The organism is Rhodococcus sp. Q1 (genome assembly GCF_004153645.1).
Lineage (GTDB): Bacteria > Actinomycetota > Actinomycetes > Mycobacteriales > Mycobacteriaceae > Rhodococcus > Rhodococcus gordoniae.
This window is the reverse complement of the sequence record NZ_SDMJ01000003.1, coordinates 709392-723595: the sequence shown is the minus strand read 5'-3', so window position 1 is coordinate 723595 and position 14204 is coordinate 709392. Positions and strand designations below refer to the sequence as shown.

General features: G+C 72.0%; 13 protein-coding genes. 3 read left to right on the top strand and 10 right to left on the bottom strand.

Going from position 1 to position 14204, the window contains the following annotated elements; all coding sequences use genetic code 11:
• Nucleotides 1-11 precede the first annotated feature (11 nt).
• Nucleotides 12-776 (top strand): precorrin-3B synthase, encoded by a 765-nt coding sequence (locus EQ874_RS11980; RefSeq protein WP_129976863.1) that lies wholly within the window; start codon nt 12-14, stop codon nt 774-776.
• 85 nt (nt 777-861) lie between these two features.
• A complete protein-coding gene (locus EQ874_RS11975; protein WP_129976862.1) occupies nt 862-2325 on the top strand; it encodes an NAD(P)/FAD-dependent oxidoreductase in 1464 nt (487 codons plus the stop codon).
• A 224-nt stretch (nt 2326-2549) separates the two neighbouring features.
• Here EQ874_RS11975 and EQ874_RS11970 read toward each other — a convergent pair whose 3' ends face one another.
• The 4 genes from EQ874_RS11970 to EQ874_RS11955 all read right to left on the bottom strand — a co-directional run bounded on the left by EQ874_RS11970 (nt 2550) and on the right by EQ874_RS11955 (nt 5977).
• On the bottom strand, nt 2550-3101 hold the full coding sequence (locus EQ874_RS11970; protein WP_129976861.1) for a PIN domain-containing protein: 552 nt from the start codon (nt 3099-3101) through the stop codon (nt 2550-2552).
• 1 nt (nt 3102) lies between these two features.
• Nucleotides 3103-3537, bottom strand: coding sequence for a helix-turn-helix domain-containing protein (locus tag EQ874_RS11965; RefSeq protein WP_129976860.1), 435 nt, complete (start codon nt 3535-3537; stop codon nt 3103-3105).
• A 518-nt stretch (nt 3538-4055) separates the two neighbouring features.
• Complete coding sequence (locus EQ874_RS11960; RefSeq protein ID WP_129976859.1) at nt 4056-4802, bottom strand: SDR family NAD(P)-dependent oxidoreductase; 747 nt, start codon at nt 4800-4802, stop codon at nt 4056-4058.
• 44 nt (nt 4803-4846) lie between these two features.
• Nucleotides 4847-5977 (bottom strand): Xaa-Pro peptidase family protein, encoded by a 1131-nt coding sequence (locus EQ874_RS11955; RefSeq protein ID WP_129976858.1) that lies wholly within the window; start codon nt 5975-5977, stop codon nt 4847-4849.
• 39 nt (nt 5978-6016) lie between these two features.
• Between EQ874_RS11955 and EQ874_RS11950 the strand changes: the two genes are divergently transcribed.
• A complete protein-coding gene (locus EQ874_RS11950) occupies nt 6017-6994 on the top strand; it encodes a 5'-3' exonuclease (protein WP_129976857.1) in 978 nt (325 codons plus the stop codon).
• A 10-nt stretch (nt 6995-7004) separates the two neighbouring features.
• Here the strand turns inward: EQ874_RS11950 and EQ874_RS23210 are convergent, their stop codons facing one another.
• From EQ874_RS23210 to EQ874_RS11920, 6 genes are all read right to left on the bottom strand, one after another.
• Nucleotides 7005-7859: a DUF4333 domain-containing protein gene (locus EQ874_RS23210; protein ID WP_242496731.1), complete on the bottom strand. Its 855-nt coding sequence runs from the start codon at nt 7857-7859 to the stop codon at nt 7005-7007.
• 82 nt (nt 7860-7941) lie between these two features.
• Nucleotides 7942-10683, bottom strand: coding sequence for a DEAD/DEAH box helicase (locus EQ874_RS11940; RefSeq protein ID WP_207213537.1), 2742 nt, complete (start codon nt 10681-10683; stop codon nt 7942-7944).
• A gap of 11 nt (nt 10684-10694) precedes the next feature.
• On the bottom strand, nt 10695-11648 hold the full coding sequence (tatC, locus tag EQ874_RS11935) for a twin-arginine translocase subunit TatC (protein ID WP_129976855.1): 954 nt from the start codon (nt 11646-11648) through the stop codon (nt 10695-10697).
• A 104-nt stretch (nt 11649-11752) separates the two neighbouring features.
• Nucleotides 11753-12010, bottom strand: coding sequence for a Sec-independent protein translocase subunit TatA (gene tatA, locus EQ874_RS11930; RefSeq protein WP_016935046.1), 258 nt, complete (start codon nt 12008-12010; stop codon nt 11753-11755).
• Nucleotides 12011-12137: 127 nt separating this feature from the next.
• On the bottom strand, nt 12138-13142 hold the full coding sequence (locus EQ874_RS11925; protein WP_129976854.1) for a YafY family protein: 1005 nt from the start codon (nt 13140-13142) through the stop codon (nt 12138-12140).
• Nucleotides 13139-14134 (bottom strand): YafY family protein, encoded by a 996-nt coding sequence (locus EQ874_RS11920; protein WP_129976853.1) that lies wholly within the window; start codon nt 14132-14134, stop codon nt 13139-13141. Before EQ874_RS11920 ends, EQ874_RS11925 begins: the two co-directional genes overlap by 4 nt.
• Nucleotides 14135-14204 lie beyond the last annotated feature (70 nt).

Below are 14204 nucleotides of genomic sequence, written 5' to 3'. Positions count from 1 at the left end.
CCCTGGCGGGCATGGCCGATACCGCTGTGGACGTGCACCTGCCCGCCGGGCACCTGACCTCTCCGCAGATACAGGTGCTCGCCGAGCTCGCCCACACCCACGGCGGCGGCGAACTGCATCTGACCGCCCACGCCCAGCTGCAGGTGCGCGGCGACCCTGCCGCCATCGCCGCAGCTCTCGCTTCCGCCGGTCTGACCGTCGACGTGCCCACCCGCGCACGGCTTCTCGTCTCCCCGCTCAGCGGCCGTATCGGCGGGCACCGCGACCTGCGCGAGCTCACCGCCACCGTGGGGGCACGGGTCGTCGAGCAGCCGGTGCCGGCCGGCACGGTGGTCGGGCTCGACGACGGCACCGGCGACATCGTCGCCCTCGCCCCCACCGTCGCGGTCCTCGCCCGCCCCGACGGCCGGTTCGCGGTGATCCGCGACGGCGCCGACACCGGGGTGCGCGTCGACCCCGCCGACGCCGCCGACGCGCTGCTCGGCCCACCGACCGGCCCCACCGGTGATCCGGAGCCGGTCCCGGCGGGGCCGCGGCCACCGATCGGCTGGCTCGACCAGCCCGACGGGGCCGTCACCCTCGCCGGCGGCCTGCCCGGTGGGATCCTCCCCGCCCGTCTCGCGGAGTTCCTTGCCGCCGTCGACCGTCCGGTGATCGTCACCCCGTGGCGGTCGGTGCTGCTGTGCGATCTGGACGAGTGGACCGCCGAGCAGGTGGTGCGGGTGCTCGCCCCCATGGGATTGGTGTTCGACGCCGACTCCCCGCACCTGCGCTGACCAGCCCCGCACGGCGGACTTCGCGAACCGGACCGGTGCCACCGAACCCCCGCGCAGCGGCCGCATCCCCACCTACCGTGAAGCCATGACCGGTGCGACGGGGGAAACCGACACCTACGACGTGATCGTGCTCGGCGCCGGCCCGGCCGGGGAGAACGCCGCCCGGTACGCCATCGCCGGCAGCGACCGCACCGCGGTGCTCGTCGAACACGAACTCGTCGGCGGTGAATGCTCCTACTGGGCGTGCATGCCCAGCAAGGCGCTGCTGCGCCCCACCCAGGTGCTCGCCACCGCCCGCAACATGCCCGGCGTCGCCGACAAGATCAGCGCCCACGGCGTCGAGGTACCGGCCGTGCTGGCCCGCCGCGACAGCTTCACCCACCATCGCGACGACAGCTCGCAAGTGCACTGGGCGGAGAGCGCCGGCATCGCCGTCGTGCGCGGCCACGGCCGCCTCGACGGCGAACGCACCGTCACCGTCTCCGGTGCCGACGGGGAGCGGCGCCTGCAGGCCCGGCACGCCGTCGTCCTCGCCACCGGCACCGTCCCGTCGATCCCGGACCTGCCCGGCCTGCGCGATGCGCTGCCGTGGACCTCCCGGGACGCGACGAACCTGCTCGAGGTCCCCCGCCGGGTGCTGGTCGTCGGCGGCGGGGTCGTTGCCTGTGAAACCGCCACTTGGCTGCGGCAACTCGGCGCCGAGGAACTCACCGTCGCGGTGCGCGGCGACCGGCTGCTGCCGCGCGTCGAGCCGTTCGCCGCCGAACGCGTCGCCGACCGCATGGCCCACAAGGGCCTGAATGTGCGGTACCGCACCGAGATCCGCTCGGTGCAGCGCTCCGACGTCAAGGACACCGGCATCGGCCGCATCCACGGCGGCCCCGCCACCGTCGAACTGTCCGACGCCAGCACCGTCGAGGTCGACGAGATCGTCGTCGCCGCCGGCCGCCGGCCCACCCTCGACGGGCTCGGTCTCGACACTGTGGGTCTGTCCGACGGGAAGGTGAGCGTCGCCGACGATCTGACCGTCGACGGGGTGGGCGGGCAGTGGCTCTACGCGGTCGGGGACATCGCCGGTCGCGCCGCGCTGACCCACATGGGCAAATACCAGGCGCGGGTGTGCGGGGACGTCATCGCCGCCCGCGCCGAGAACCGCCCCACCGACGGACCCCGGTTCCGGGCGAGCGCCGACCACGGGCAGATCCCGCAGGTGATCTTCACCGTCCCGGAGATCGCCGCGGTCGGCCGCACCGCCGACCAGGCCCGCGCCGACGGATTCGACGTCGAGGTCCTCGAGGCCGACCTCGATGTCGCCGGCGCCGCGCTGGCCCGCGACGACTACGCCGGGCACGCCGCGCTCGTCGTCGACCGGGCCACCGACACGCTCGTCGGCGCGACCTTCGTCGGCCAGGAGGTCGCCGAACTCGTCCACGCCGCCACCATCGCCCTGGTCGGGCAGGTGTCGCTGGACATCCTGTGGCATGCGGTGCCGTCCTACCCCACCATCAGCGAAATCTGGCTGCGGCTGCTCGAATCCCGCCGCAGCTGAGCGGGCAGGTTGGGTCGATCGAGCACCTCGCCGGGTGTGGGGGCAGTAGCCGACGGCAAAGCGTGCAGGTTCGTCCTCGAGACCGACCCGGTCCACCAGGATGCGTTGCACCGCCGTGCCGTCTCAGAACCTCGGTTCGCCCTCCGCAGTGGATCAACGCACCAGTTCAGGGTGTTCACAAGGTGGTCGCGGAACAACACGGTCGCGGGCGTGCATCGTGATCTTCAGCGGCGCAACGCTGCGGCGGAGATCGGTAGGCCCGCTGCGGCGAGGCGGTCGCATACGTCGGCCGGTGTACCGGGCGGGTTGCGCCACGCCGCGGCGGTAGCGCTGATCGCCTGGTGTACCCGCGCCCCGTCGAGCGTGAACAGATCCATGACGAACTCATCCGGGTGCAGGGCTTGGATGCCGAACTGGGCAAGTTCGGTATCGGGGAAATGACGCAGGTTCGCGGTGACGATCACCTGCGCGCTGCAGCGGATCGCCGCGGCAAGCACATGCCGGTCGTCCTCATCGGGCAGCCTCAACGCCGGAATGAGCACCTCGTACCCGGTGACCACACAGTCCGGCACCGCTCGGTTCATCAGCTCCCGCAGCCTGGCCAGGGTGTCGGTGGGGATGTCCCGTCGGTCGGCAGCGAGATTGCGGAACGTCTCGTCGAGAATCCGCTCGCTCCACCGTGCGTGCACCAAACCGGTCTGGGCCAGGCGGATAAGGACGTCCCGCAGCACATTCGGGTACAGCACGTTCGCGTCGTAGAGGACGATGAAGGTCACGTCAGTAGAGTCCGAGGTCCTCGGACAGCGCGGCCAGCTCGTCCGCCGCCCCGCGCGCATCTCGCTGCTGGGTACGCCGGTACTCGAGAAGTGACGATGCCAGGATCCGGCGGTGCCGGCCCACGAGCCGGTAGCGGATGAGACCTCGGTCGAGGAGTTTGATCACGTGCGGGCGCGAGACGTTGAGCAGCTCGGCTGCCTGTTGGGTGGTCAGCTCGGCATGGGCGGGAACGACAGTCACTCCCTGGCCGGCAGCCATGTTGGCCAAGACGTCTTTGATCAGTTCCAGGGCCGCGCTCGGCAGATGCACGGACTCGGTTGTCCCCGCGACGGTGACGTCGACCGTGTCGGGACCGGGTTCGACGTCCCGCAGAGCGTTCAGTGCCTGTCGTGCCTGCTCCTGCTCCATGGCACTGGGACGTTCGATCGCGGACATCGCCCACCTCCTCCGAATGAAATATACGCAGCAAACGAAACAAACGCAAAATCGGTCGGTTTCGAACCGTGAGTTTGTCGCGGCGGAAGTAGGCGCTCGACCATGTCCTGGGGTAGACGGCCGTCCGACCGTCCTGCATGTCGGTCTCGTACAGCTGATCCGACCAGCACTTCGGTCGCCTCATGGATGGAATCCTGATCGGGCCCGGCTCGATGCAGCGCCGCGGGCCAAGATCTACCAGCGCAACGCTCGGGCCCGGGTCCCCGACGACCGGATCTGTGCCGACAAGGGCTGTACCGCCCGACAATCGACAACAGCCCGTCTGCGCGAAGGCGACTCGGTCGACTCCGAATCGCGATCAGTCGGGCATGACCTACATTCCGGGATCAAGCCCCGGGTCGGCCACAGTTCATCGAACTCGTCTTCGAGCCACTCATTTCATGTCCCGAGCTCTCTACGCTACTGCTGGGCACGGAGCCGTCCTTGTCCGACGGCGCCGTGGCGGGTTACGGCAGGTGTCATCGCGGCATCCGCTGCCAGATCGCGCGCGGCAACAGGCGCATCCCGAAGAACACCGGCCGCAGCACCGCCGGCACCCACACCTCCCCGCGCCCGCGGTGCAGCGCCCGCACCGTCGCCTCCGCGACCTGCGGTGGCGTGCTCGACAGCGGTGCCGGGCTCATCCCCTCCGTCATCCGGCCGATCACGAAACCGGGGCGCACCAGCAGCAGCGACACCCCGCTGCCGTGCAGGGCATCCGCCAGACCGGACGCGAAGCCGTCGAGGCCGGCCTTCGCGGAGCCGTAGACGTAGTTGGCGCGACGCACCCGCCATCCGGCGACGGAGGAGAACACCACCAGCCGCCCCGAGCCCCGGGCGCGCAGCCGCTGCGCCAGTTCGGTGAGCAACGCGACATGCGCCAGATAGTCGGTGTGCACGATCGACACGGCATGGGCCGCATCGGTTTCCGCGCGGGCCTGCTCGCCGAGGATGCCGAAGGCCAGCACCGCCACATCGATCGGTCCGAAGGCGGCGATGCGGTCGAGCACCGCCGGATGGGTGTCGAGGGCGTCGGCGTCGAACTCGACCGTCTGCACCGCCGTCGCGCCCGCCGCCCGCACGGCGGCGCACTCGTCGGCCAGGTCGTCGGCGCGACGCGCGGCCAGGATCACGGTGCGGCCCGGGGCGAGCCGGGTGGCGACCTCGACGCCGATCTCGCTGCGACCCCCGAAGATGACGACGGTTCCCTGCGCGGTGTGGTTCATGCGGCCAGTGTCCCGGGTCGCCCTGCGGGGCGCGGTGGCGGGTCTCAGCCCGGCAGCACCGTCAATCCGTGCGGGCGCAGATTCATCGACTCGCAGCCGTCCTCGGTGACGACGACGATGTCCTCGATCCGCGCACCCCACTCGCCGCGGAAGTAGATGCCCGGCTCGATGCTGAACGCCATGCCGGGCTGCAGGATGTCGTCGTTGCCGGAGACGATGTACGGCTCCTCGTGCACCGACAGGCCGATGCCGTGCCCGGTGCGGTGCACGAACACCTCCCCGTAGCCGGCGGCGGCGAGCAGGTTGCGGGCGGCGGCGTCGACGTCCTCGGCCCGCACCCCGGGACGCACCGCGTCGACGGCGGTCTGCTGCGCCTTCTCGAGCACCGCGATCTTCGTCGCGATCTCCGGGGCGGGCTCGCCGATGCTGTAGGTGCGGGTCGAATCCGAGTAGTAGCCCGGTTCGACGGGACCACCGATGTCGACGACGACGATGTCGCCGGAGTCGATGACCCGGTCGGACACCTCGTGGTGCGGGTCGGCGCCGTGCGGGCCGGAACCGACGATGACGAACGCCGCCGCGGTATGCCCCTCCTCGACGATCGCCGCGGTGATGTCCGCGGCCACCTCGGCTTCGGTGCGCCCGGCACGCAACCATTCACCCATGCGGGCGTGCACCCGGTCGATGGCGGCACCGGCGCGGCGCAACGCCTCGACCTCGTCGGCGTCCTTGACCATCCGCAGCTGCCGGATCACCGACGTCGCGAGCGCCGGCGTGGTGCCGAACCGGGCGGTCAGCGGCACCAGATGCAGCGCCGGCATCGCCTCGGCCACCGCGAACCCCCCGACGGCCGCGACGAGTTCGCGCACCAGCGCGTAGGGGTCCTGACCGTCCACCCAGTCCCGCACCGGCAGCTCCAGCTCCCCGATGGCGGAGTCGTGCAGCGACGCCAGTTCCAGGCGCGGCACCACCACGGTGGCGCCGGAGCCGTCGGTGGGGATCACCAGGCAGGTCAGGCGTTCGAACGACTCGGCGCGCGAACCGGTGAGATACCGCAGGTCCGGTCCGGGGGTGATGAGCAGCGCGTCGAAACCGGCGGCGGCACCGAGTTCGGCGGCGCGGGCCAGGCGGGCCGCGTAACGGTCGGCGGGGAATCGGGTGGCGGCAGTGGTCATGCATCCGAGCCTAGTGGCCGCAGCTGGATGGCTGGCAGGATGTGGTCCGTGACCGCACCGGAGAACCCCACGCCCGCACCGGACCCCACGTTGATGCTGCTCGACGGCGCGAGCCTGTGGTTCCGGGCCTTCCACGCCATCCCGGAGAAGGTCACCGCCCCCGACGGCAGCCCGGTCAACGCGGTGCGCGGCTTCGTGGACATGGTGGCCTCGCTGATCCGCACCCACCGCCCCACCCGGCTGGTGGTGTGCCTGGATCTGGACTGGCGCCCGGCCTTCCGGGTCGCGGCGATCCCGAGCTACAAGGCGCACCGGGTCGCTGCCGGGTCCGACGGCACCGTCGAGGAGGTCCCGCCGGCGCTGCTGCCGCAGGTGCCGGTGATCCTCGAGGTGCTCGCCGCCGCCGGCATCGCCACCGGCGGGGCGGCCGGATTCGAGGCCGACGACGTGCTCGGCACCCTCGCCGCCCGCGAAACCACCGACCGGGTGATCGTGGTCAGCGGCGACCGCGACCTGCTGCAGGTGGTCACCGACAGCCCGGTGCCGGTGCGGGTGCTCTACGCCGGGCGCGGCCTGGCCAAGGCCGAACTGTTCGATCCGGCGCTGGTCGCCGAACGCTACGGGGTGCCCGCCGAGCGGGCCGGCGTCGCCTACGCCGAACTCGCGGCGCTGCGCGGCGACCCCTCGGACGGGTTGCCCGGCGTCAAGGGGATCGGCGAGAAGACCGCCGCGTCGCTGCTGCAACAGTACGGCTCGCTCGAGGCGGTGCGGGCCGCGGCACTCGACGAGTCGACGTCGCTGGCGAAGGGCATGCGGGTGAAACTCGCCGCGGCCGCGGACTATCTGGATGCGGCGCTGCCGGTGGTGCGGGTGGCCACCGACGCCGACGTGGACCTGTCCCGCTCGGACGTGTTGCCGGCGGCACCGGCCGATCCGGAGCAGCTCACCGCGCTGGCGCAGCGGTGGGGTCTGGAGCGGCCGGTGTCCGCGCTGGTCGCGGCGCTGGCCGACCGCTGACCGGTCTCGGTCAGTTGGGGCGGCCGACCTCGTAGGTGCCGTTGTCGTCGGTGACGGTGACGGTGACCTCCCGGAACTGGCCGTCCACGGTGACCGCGCAGGTGAAGCTGTGCCCGGCCTCGACCTTCTGATCGCTCGGGCACTGCACGTCGCCGACCTGCCCGGCCCCGTACGACTCGGTGAGCACCTTCGCGATGCCGGCCTGGGTGGATTCGGTGTCGAGGACCTTGCCGCCGAACATGGTGGCGGCGAGGATCCCGACGATGGCGAGCACCACCACGAGCCCGACGCCGCCGAGGATCCACGGCAGCTTCGACTTCCCGTTCGGCGGGGGTGCGCCGCCGGGCTGCTGCCAGGCGTTCGCCGGCGCACCCCAGGGCTGCGCGCCGCCGGGCTGCTGCCCACCCCAGCCGGGTGCGGGCTGCACCGGTTGACCGGGTGCTCCCCATGGTCGTGCTCCCGGCTGCTGCCCCCACCCCGGTGCCTGCTGGCCCGGCGCCTGTCGATCCCAGCCGGGGGTGGGTTGTTGCGGGGCCGGACCCCAACCCTGCTGCGGCGCCCCGGCCGGGGCACCCCACGGGTTCTGGTGCCCGGGAGTCTGCTGCCCGGTGGGCGGCGCCCACCCGGGCTGCGGGGCAGTCCCGCCCGCACCGGCTCCGGCATCGGGTTGCCACGGCGACTGCCCGCCGGGCGCCTGCCCCCACCCGGCGCCGCTGCCCTGCCCCCACTGCTGTCGGCCGGCGGGCGGCGCCCACGGCGACCCGGGCTGCTCACCGCCCCCGGACGTCGGGTTCGGTGCCCACGGATCCGTCGATTCCGGTGGCCTCTGCCCCGGCGAGTCCTGCGGTTCGTTCGGCCCGGTCATCGTCGTCTCCACTCACCCTTCCGTTGTGTGCCCATACGGTAGCGTCCACCCGCCGCCCGAGCATCCACGCCCGCCGGGCGAGCTACTCGGCGGTGGGATCGACGGCGACGACACCGCGGCGCACCGCCCCGACCGCCTTGCCCGCGGTGCGGGCGAGCTCCGGATCGTCCGCGCAGGTGCGGATCTGGTCGAGCAGATCGATCAGCTGCCGGCACCACCGCACGAAATCCCCGGGCGAGAGTTCCTTGCCGGCCGCCTCCGCGGCGACGAGCGCCTCGGTCAGCGACGCGGTGGACGCCCACGTGTAGGCGGCGGTGACGAATCCCAGATCCGGTTCCCGGGTGGGGGGCAGCCGGTGCCGGATCTCGTCGGCCCGCAACCCGTCGCAGATCCGGGTGGTCTCGGCCAGCGCGTGCCGGATCGGCCCCGTGGGTCCGACGACGGTGACCGGCTCGTCGGTGCGCGACTCGTAGATCACCGCCGAGGCGACCGCCGCCAGCTCGGCGGCGGACAGTCCCGCCCAGGCGCGGCGGCGCACGCATTCGGCGACCAGCAGATCCGACTCGGTGTAGATGCGGGCGAGCCGCTCCCCCGCCTCGGTGGTCGCCGGATCGGCACCCTCGGTGAGATAGCCACGTTCGGTGAGCAGCGCGACGATCTTCTCGAAGGTGCGCGCCAGCGAATCCGTCGCCGCGGCGGCCTTGCGACGCTGCTGCTGCGTCTCGCGCAGCAACCGGTGGTAGCGCTCCCCGACACGCGCGAGCGCATCGAGATCGGGATGCTTGCGAGCCGGATGGTGCTTGAGCTCGCGGCGCAACGCGTCGATCTCGCGGGTGTCGCCCTTGGCCTTGCTGCGCTTGGGACGGCGCGGCGGCACCAGGCCCTTCGATCGCAGCGCCGACGCGATGTCGCGGCGCCCGCGGCCGGTGCGGTGATCGACGTGCCGCGGCAGCCGCAACGAGCCCAGCACCGTCGCCGGCGTCGGGAAATCCCCGGCCGAGAGGCGACCGGACCAGCCGTCGGCGGTGACCACCTGCGGCCGCGGATCGCCGGCGTCGGTGTCCGGCAGAACCACCACCGCCAGCCCGGTGTGTTTGCCGGCGGGCACCGCGATGATGTCGCCGCGGCGCAGAGGCACCAGCGACGCCACCGCCGCGGTCCGCCGATCCTGCTTTCCGCGCCGCTCGTGGGCGCGTTCGGCGTCGGTCAGTTCGGCGCGCATCCGCAGATAGTCGAGGATCTCGCTGTCCTCACCGCCGAGCTGGTCGCGCAGCTGCGCCAGGGTGGTCTCGTTGCGGTCGATGCCGCGTTTGAGCCCGACCACCGACTTGTCGGCCTGGAACTGGGCGAAGGACATCTCGAGCAGCGCCCGCGACCGGTCCACGCCGACGGCGTCGATGAGGTTGACCGCCATGTTGTAGGACGGGCGGAACGAACTGCGCAGCGGGAAGGTGCGGGTGGAGGCGAGCCCGGCGACCGCGGCCGGCTCGACGCCCGGTTGCCACAGCACCACCGCGTGGCCTTCGACGTCGATGCCGCGACGCCCGGCGCGGCCGGTCAGCTGCGTGTACTCGCCGGGGGTCAGTTCGGCGTGGGTGTCGCCGTTGAACTTGACGAGTTTTTCGAGCACCACGGTGCGCGCCGGCATGTTGATGCCCAGGGCGAGGGTTTCGGTGGCGAACACCGCCCGCACCAGCCCACGCACGAACAGTTCCTCGACGGTGTGCCGGAAGGCCGGCAGCATCCCCGCGTGGTGGGCGGCGATGCCGCGTTCGAGGGCGGTGCGCCACGACGCGTAGCCGAGCACCTCGAGGTCGCCGCGCGGCAGGTCCCGGGTGTGTTCGTCGACGATCCGGCGGATCTCGGCGGCTTCGGTCTCGTCGGTCAGATGCAACCCCGAGCGCAGGCACTGCTGCACCGCGGCGTCGCAGCCGGTGCGGCTGAACACGAAGGTGATGGCGGGCAGCAGACCGTCGCGGTCGAGGCGGGCGATGACCTCCGGGCGCGGCGGCGGCCGGAAGCGGGGGCCGCGTTCGCCCCAGCGGTCCATCCCGGACAGGCTCTGCCGTTGCCGCACCGCCGACGCCAGTTCGGGGTTGACGACGATGTCGCGGCGCCGCCGGGTCGGGGCGGTCTCGGTGTCGGCGCGGCGGTCGAACAGGTCGTAGATGCGGGAGCCGAGCATCATGTGCTGGTGCAGCGGGATGGGCCGCACCTCGTCGACGACGACGGTGGTGTCGCCGCGCACCGTGGTCATCCAGTCGCCGAACTCCTCGGCGTTGGACACCGTCGCGGACAGCGACGCCAGCCGCACGTCCTCCGGCAGGTGCAGGATCACCTCTTCCCACACCGCGCCGCGGAACCGGTCGGCGAGGAAATGCACCTCGTCCATCACCACGTGGGTGAGCCCGATCAGGGCGGTGGACGACGCGTAGATCATGTTGCGCAGCACCTCGGTGGTCATCACCACCACCGGCGCATCGGAATTGACGGATTGGTCGCCGGTGAGCAGACCGACCGAGTGGCGGCCGTGCCGGGCACACAGGTCGGCGTACTTCTGGTTGCTCAACGCCTTGATCGGGGTGGTGTAGAAGCACTTGGAGCCGGCCTGCAGCGCCAGGTACACCGCGAACTCGCCGACGACGGTCTTGCCGGCGCCGGTGGGGGCGCACACCAGCACCGAATGGCCGCCCTCGAGGGCGCGGCACGCCTCGATCTGGAACGGGTCGAGGGGGAACCCGAGTTCCGCGGCGAAGTCCGCGAGCTGCGGGGTGACGGCGAGCGGAGCGGCGCCCGAAGCGTCGTCACCGCCCGCACCGGGCACGAGGTCGCCGATCACAGGGTGTCGGAGTAGTCGGTGCGGGCCGGGTCGGTCCGGACGGTGTCGGTGGGCGCTGCCGGCTCCACCGGGCTCGGCGCGGCGATCGTCGAGCCCTCGTCGTCGTCGAGATCGGCCCAGCCCTCGGATCGGGCCTTGCGGGCGCGACGCCGGTCGGTCACCCGGGCGATCTGGATGGCGAACTCCACGAGCAGCGTCAGCGCCAACGCCAACGCCAGCATCGAGAACGGATCCTGGCCGGGGGTGGCGATGGCGGCGAAGACGAACACCGCCATGATCAGCCCGCGCCGCCACGCCGCGAGTTTCTCGTAGGACAGCACCCCCACTCCGTTGAGCGCGACGATCACCAGCGGGATCTCGAAGGACACCCCGAAGATCACCAGCAGATTGAGGAGGAACCCGAAGTATTCGGCGCCCGACAGCGCGGTGACCTGCACGTCGTTGCCGACGGACAGCAGGAACGACAACGCGTGGGAGATCACCAGATAGGCCAGCACCGCGCCGGTGACGAACAGCGCCGCCCCGCTAGTGACGAAGCCGATCGCGTAGCGGCGTTCCTTGCGGTACAGGCCGGGGGTGACGAACGCCCACAGCTGGTACAGCCACACCGGGCACGCCATCACGATGCCGGCGGTGGCGGCGACCTTCAGGCGCAGCATGAACTGTTCGAACGGGCCGGTGGCGAGCAGCCGGCACGAGCCGTCGCTGCTCAGATCGGCGCGGGCCGAGGCCGGCAGGTCGCAGTAGGGGCCGCGCAGGATCTCCCCGAGACTGTCGAGGCCGAACAGGCTGCGGCTGTACCAGACGAATCCGAGGATGGTGGTGAGCACGACCGCGGCGAGAGCGATCAGCAGACGCGTGCGCAATTCGTAGAGGTGCTCGACCAGCGACATGGTGCCGTCGGGGTTGGTCTTGCGCCGGCTTCGGCGCGGATCGAACGGGATGCGCACGGTGCGGTTCTCAGCTCCTGTCGAGACCACCGGCGCTACGGCGTGCCGGGGTCAGCGGAACGCCGGGACACCCGCGGTGGGCGCCCCGGCAGGATGAACGTCGGTCAGGCAGACCGCGGTTCGGTGTGCGTGTGCGGCGCGGCGGGATCGGTCGTCGGCTGCGCGGCCGGCAACGGATTCGGCGCCGGCTGCTGCGGCGTGGCCGCCCGGGCATCGTCGTTCTGCATCTCCTTGACCTCGCTCTTGAAGATCCGGAGCGAACGACCGAGACCGCGTGCGGCGTCGGGCAACTTCTTCGAACCGAAGAGAATCACGACCACCAGCGCCACGATGGCCCAGTGCCAGGGGCTCATTGCACCCATTTACAACAACCTCCACTGATCGGCTCCGATCGATGCTACCGGACCTCGAGCACACCCCGAGGGCCCGAGCAGGTGTATCCACCCACAATTTGCGGAGGATTCACAGAGATGTTCCCCCACCCCGGCGTCACGAGGACGGGCCCGTGCCGCGGGCCGCGTCCTCCCGGTCGAGATCGGCGTAGGCCGCCAGCGCCGACTCGGCCCGCGCCCGCACCGCCGCCCGCAACGGTGGCGGGTCGAGCACCCGCACGCCGGCGCCGAGCCCGACGAGCAACCGCGCCATCCACGCCGGCGAGGCATACCGCATCGACGCCTCACAGCTGCCGTCGGAGCGCACCTGCACCTCGGTGAGCGGGTAGTAGTCGAGCAGCCACGTGTAGGCCGGGGCGATGCGCAACCGGGCGGCGGGCAGCGACGGGTCGCCCTCGAACAGTTCGAGGTGCTCGTCGTCGGTGATCGCCCGGTGCGGGGGCCGGGCCGGCTCGTCCAGCACGGTGGCGGCGTCGATGCGGTCGACACGGAACAGTCGCACCCCCTCCGCGCTGCGGCACCAGGCCTGCAGATAGGCGTGCTCGTCGATGATCACGATGCGGATCGGGTCGACGTCCCGTTCGGAGACGGTGTCGCGGGACGCCGAATAATAGGTCACATGCACGGCACGGCCGTCCCGCACCGCGGCCCGCACCTGCCCGGCCGCATCGGAATCCCCGGCCGTCCCCGGCTCCGGATCGGCGACGATGTCGGCGGGGGTGGCGGCGGTCCCGGCCGCCGCCTCGATCTTCGCGATCGCCGCCTGCGCCGCCGACGGATCGACCACCCCCGGCATCTCCTGCAGCGACCGCAACGCCACGAGCAGCGCGGTGGCCTCGGTGGAGGTCAACCGCAGCGGCCGGTCGATACCGGCGGTGAAGGTCACCACGATGCTGTCCTCGGAGAACGACAGGTCGATCAGGTCGCCGGGGCCGTAGCCGGGCAGCCCGCACACCCACAGCTGGTTCAGGTCGTCCATCACCTGCTTCGGGGTCACCCCCAGATCGCGGGCCGCCTCCGCCGCGCTGATCCCCGGGTGCGCCAGGAAATACGGCACCAGATTGAGCAGTCGTCCCAGCCGCGCCGACAGTCGTGTGCTCATCGACCCTCCTCCCCCGCATCCGTTGCCGCCCGCTCGAGGATGCGCTGCACCTCGGCCCGCAACTCCGGCGGGTCGAGCACCAACGCGTCGGCGCCCTGCCCGGCGACGATCCGCGCGATCCACTCCCACGAGCGCACCGGCACCTCGAGTTCCGCCCCGTCCCGGTCGCCGACCGCCCGCGCCGCGCCGGGCCGTCCGAGCCGGCGCAACTCCCAGGCGCGTCCGTCCGCCACCCACAGCCGAGCCGAACCGGTCACCTCCGCCGGGGAGGTCGCCGCCAGCACCCGGGCCCGCAGATCCACCCCCTCCGGGATCTGCACCGCCCCCTCCGGGCCGATGGCGGTGACCTCGTCGCCGATGCGGGACAGGCGGAAGGTGCGCACCGCATCGCGGTCACGGTCGTGGCCGACGAGATACCAGCGGCCGTGCACGGTGACCACACCCCACGGTTCGACGGTGCGCGTCGACCACGGCTCGGTGGGGGAACTGCGGTGGGTGAAGCGCACCGCCCGCCCCGCGTCGATCGCGGCGAGCAGCGCCGTCAGCGCCGGCTCGGAGCCGCGGGCGCGCGGCGGCAGCGGCGCCACCACCTCCCCGCCGTCGGTGTCGACACGGATCCCGGCGGCCCGCAGCTTGAACACCGCGCCCTGCGCGGCGGCGGTCAGCTCCGGCGATTCCCACAGCGCAGCGGCGACGGCCACGGCGGCGGTCTCCTCCCGCGTCAGATCGATCTCCGGCAGCTCGTAGGCGTCGCGGTTGATGCGGTAGCCCTCCACCGTCGACGACCGCGACGGCCGGCCGGTCTCGAGCGGCACCCCGAGATCGCGCAGTTCGTTCTTGTCCCGCTCGAACATGCGGCTGAACGCCTCGTCGCTCGCGCATTCGGAGTAGCCGGCCACCGAGGCCCGGATCTTCTCCGCGGTCACGAACTGTCGGGTGGACAGCAGCGCGATGACCAGATTCACCAGCCGTTCGACTTTCGAGATCGCCACGGGCCAACCCTAGTGCCCGCGCGCCGCCGGCACCGCATCACCGCCCATCGGATCGGACCGCACGGTCCGA

Excerpts from the sequence above, each read along its gene's own strand:
- EQ874_RS11980 (WP_129976863.1), top strand. The coding sequence starts at position 12 with ATGGCCGATACCGCTGTGGACGTGCACCTGCCCGCCGGGCACCTGACC.
- EQ874_RS11975 (WP_129976862.1), top strand. The coding sequence starts at position 862 with ATGACCGGTGCGACGGGGGAAACCGACACCTACGACGTGATCGTGCTC.
- EQ874_RS11960 (WP_129976859.1), bottom strand. The coding sequence starts at position 4,802 with ATGAACCACACCGCGCAGGGAACCGTCGTCATCTTCGGGGGTCGCAGC.
- EQ874_RS11925 (WP_129976854.1), bottom strand. The coding sequence starts at position 13,142 with ATGAGCACACGACTGTCGGCGCGGCTGGGACGACTGCTCAATCTGGTG.
- EQ874_RS11950 (WP_129976857.1), top strand. The coding sequence starts at position 6,017 with ATGTGGTCCGTGACCGCACCGGAGAACCCCACGCCCGCACCGGACCCC.
- EQ874_RS11965 (WP_129976860.1), bottom strand. The coding sequence starts at position 3,537 with ATGTCCGCGATCGAACGTCCCAGTGCCATGGAGCAGGAGCAGGCACGA.
- EQ874_RS23210 (WP_242496731.1), bottom strand. The coding sequence starts at position 7,859 with ATGACCGGGCCGAACGAACCGCAGGACTCGCCGGGGCAGAGGCCACCG.
- tatA (WP_016935046.1), bottom strand. The coding sequence starts at position 12,010 with ATGGGTGCAATGAGCCCCTGGCACTGGGCCATCGTGGCGCTGGTGGTC.
- EQ874_RS11955 (WP_129976858.1), bottom strand. The coding sequence starts at position 5,977 with ATGACCACTGCCGCCACCCGATTCCCCGCCGACCGTTACGCGGCCCGC.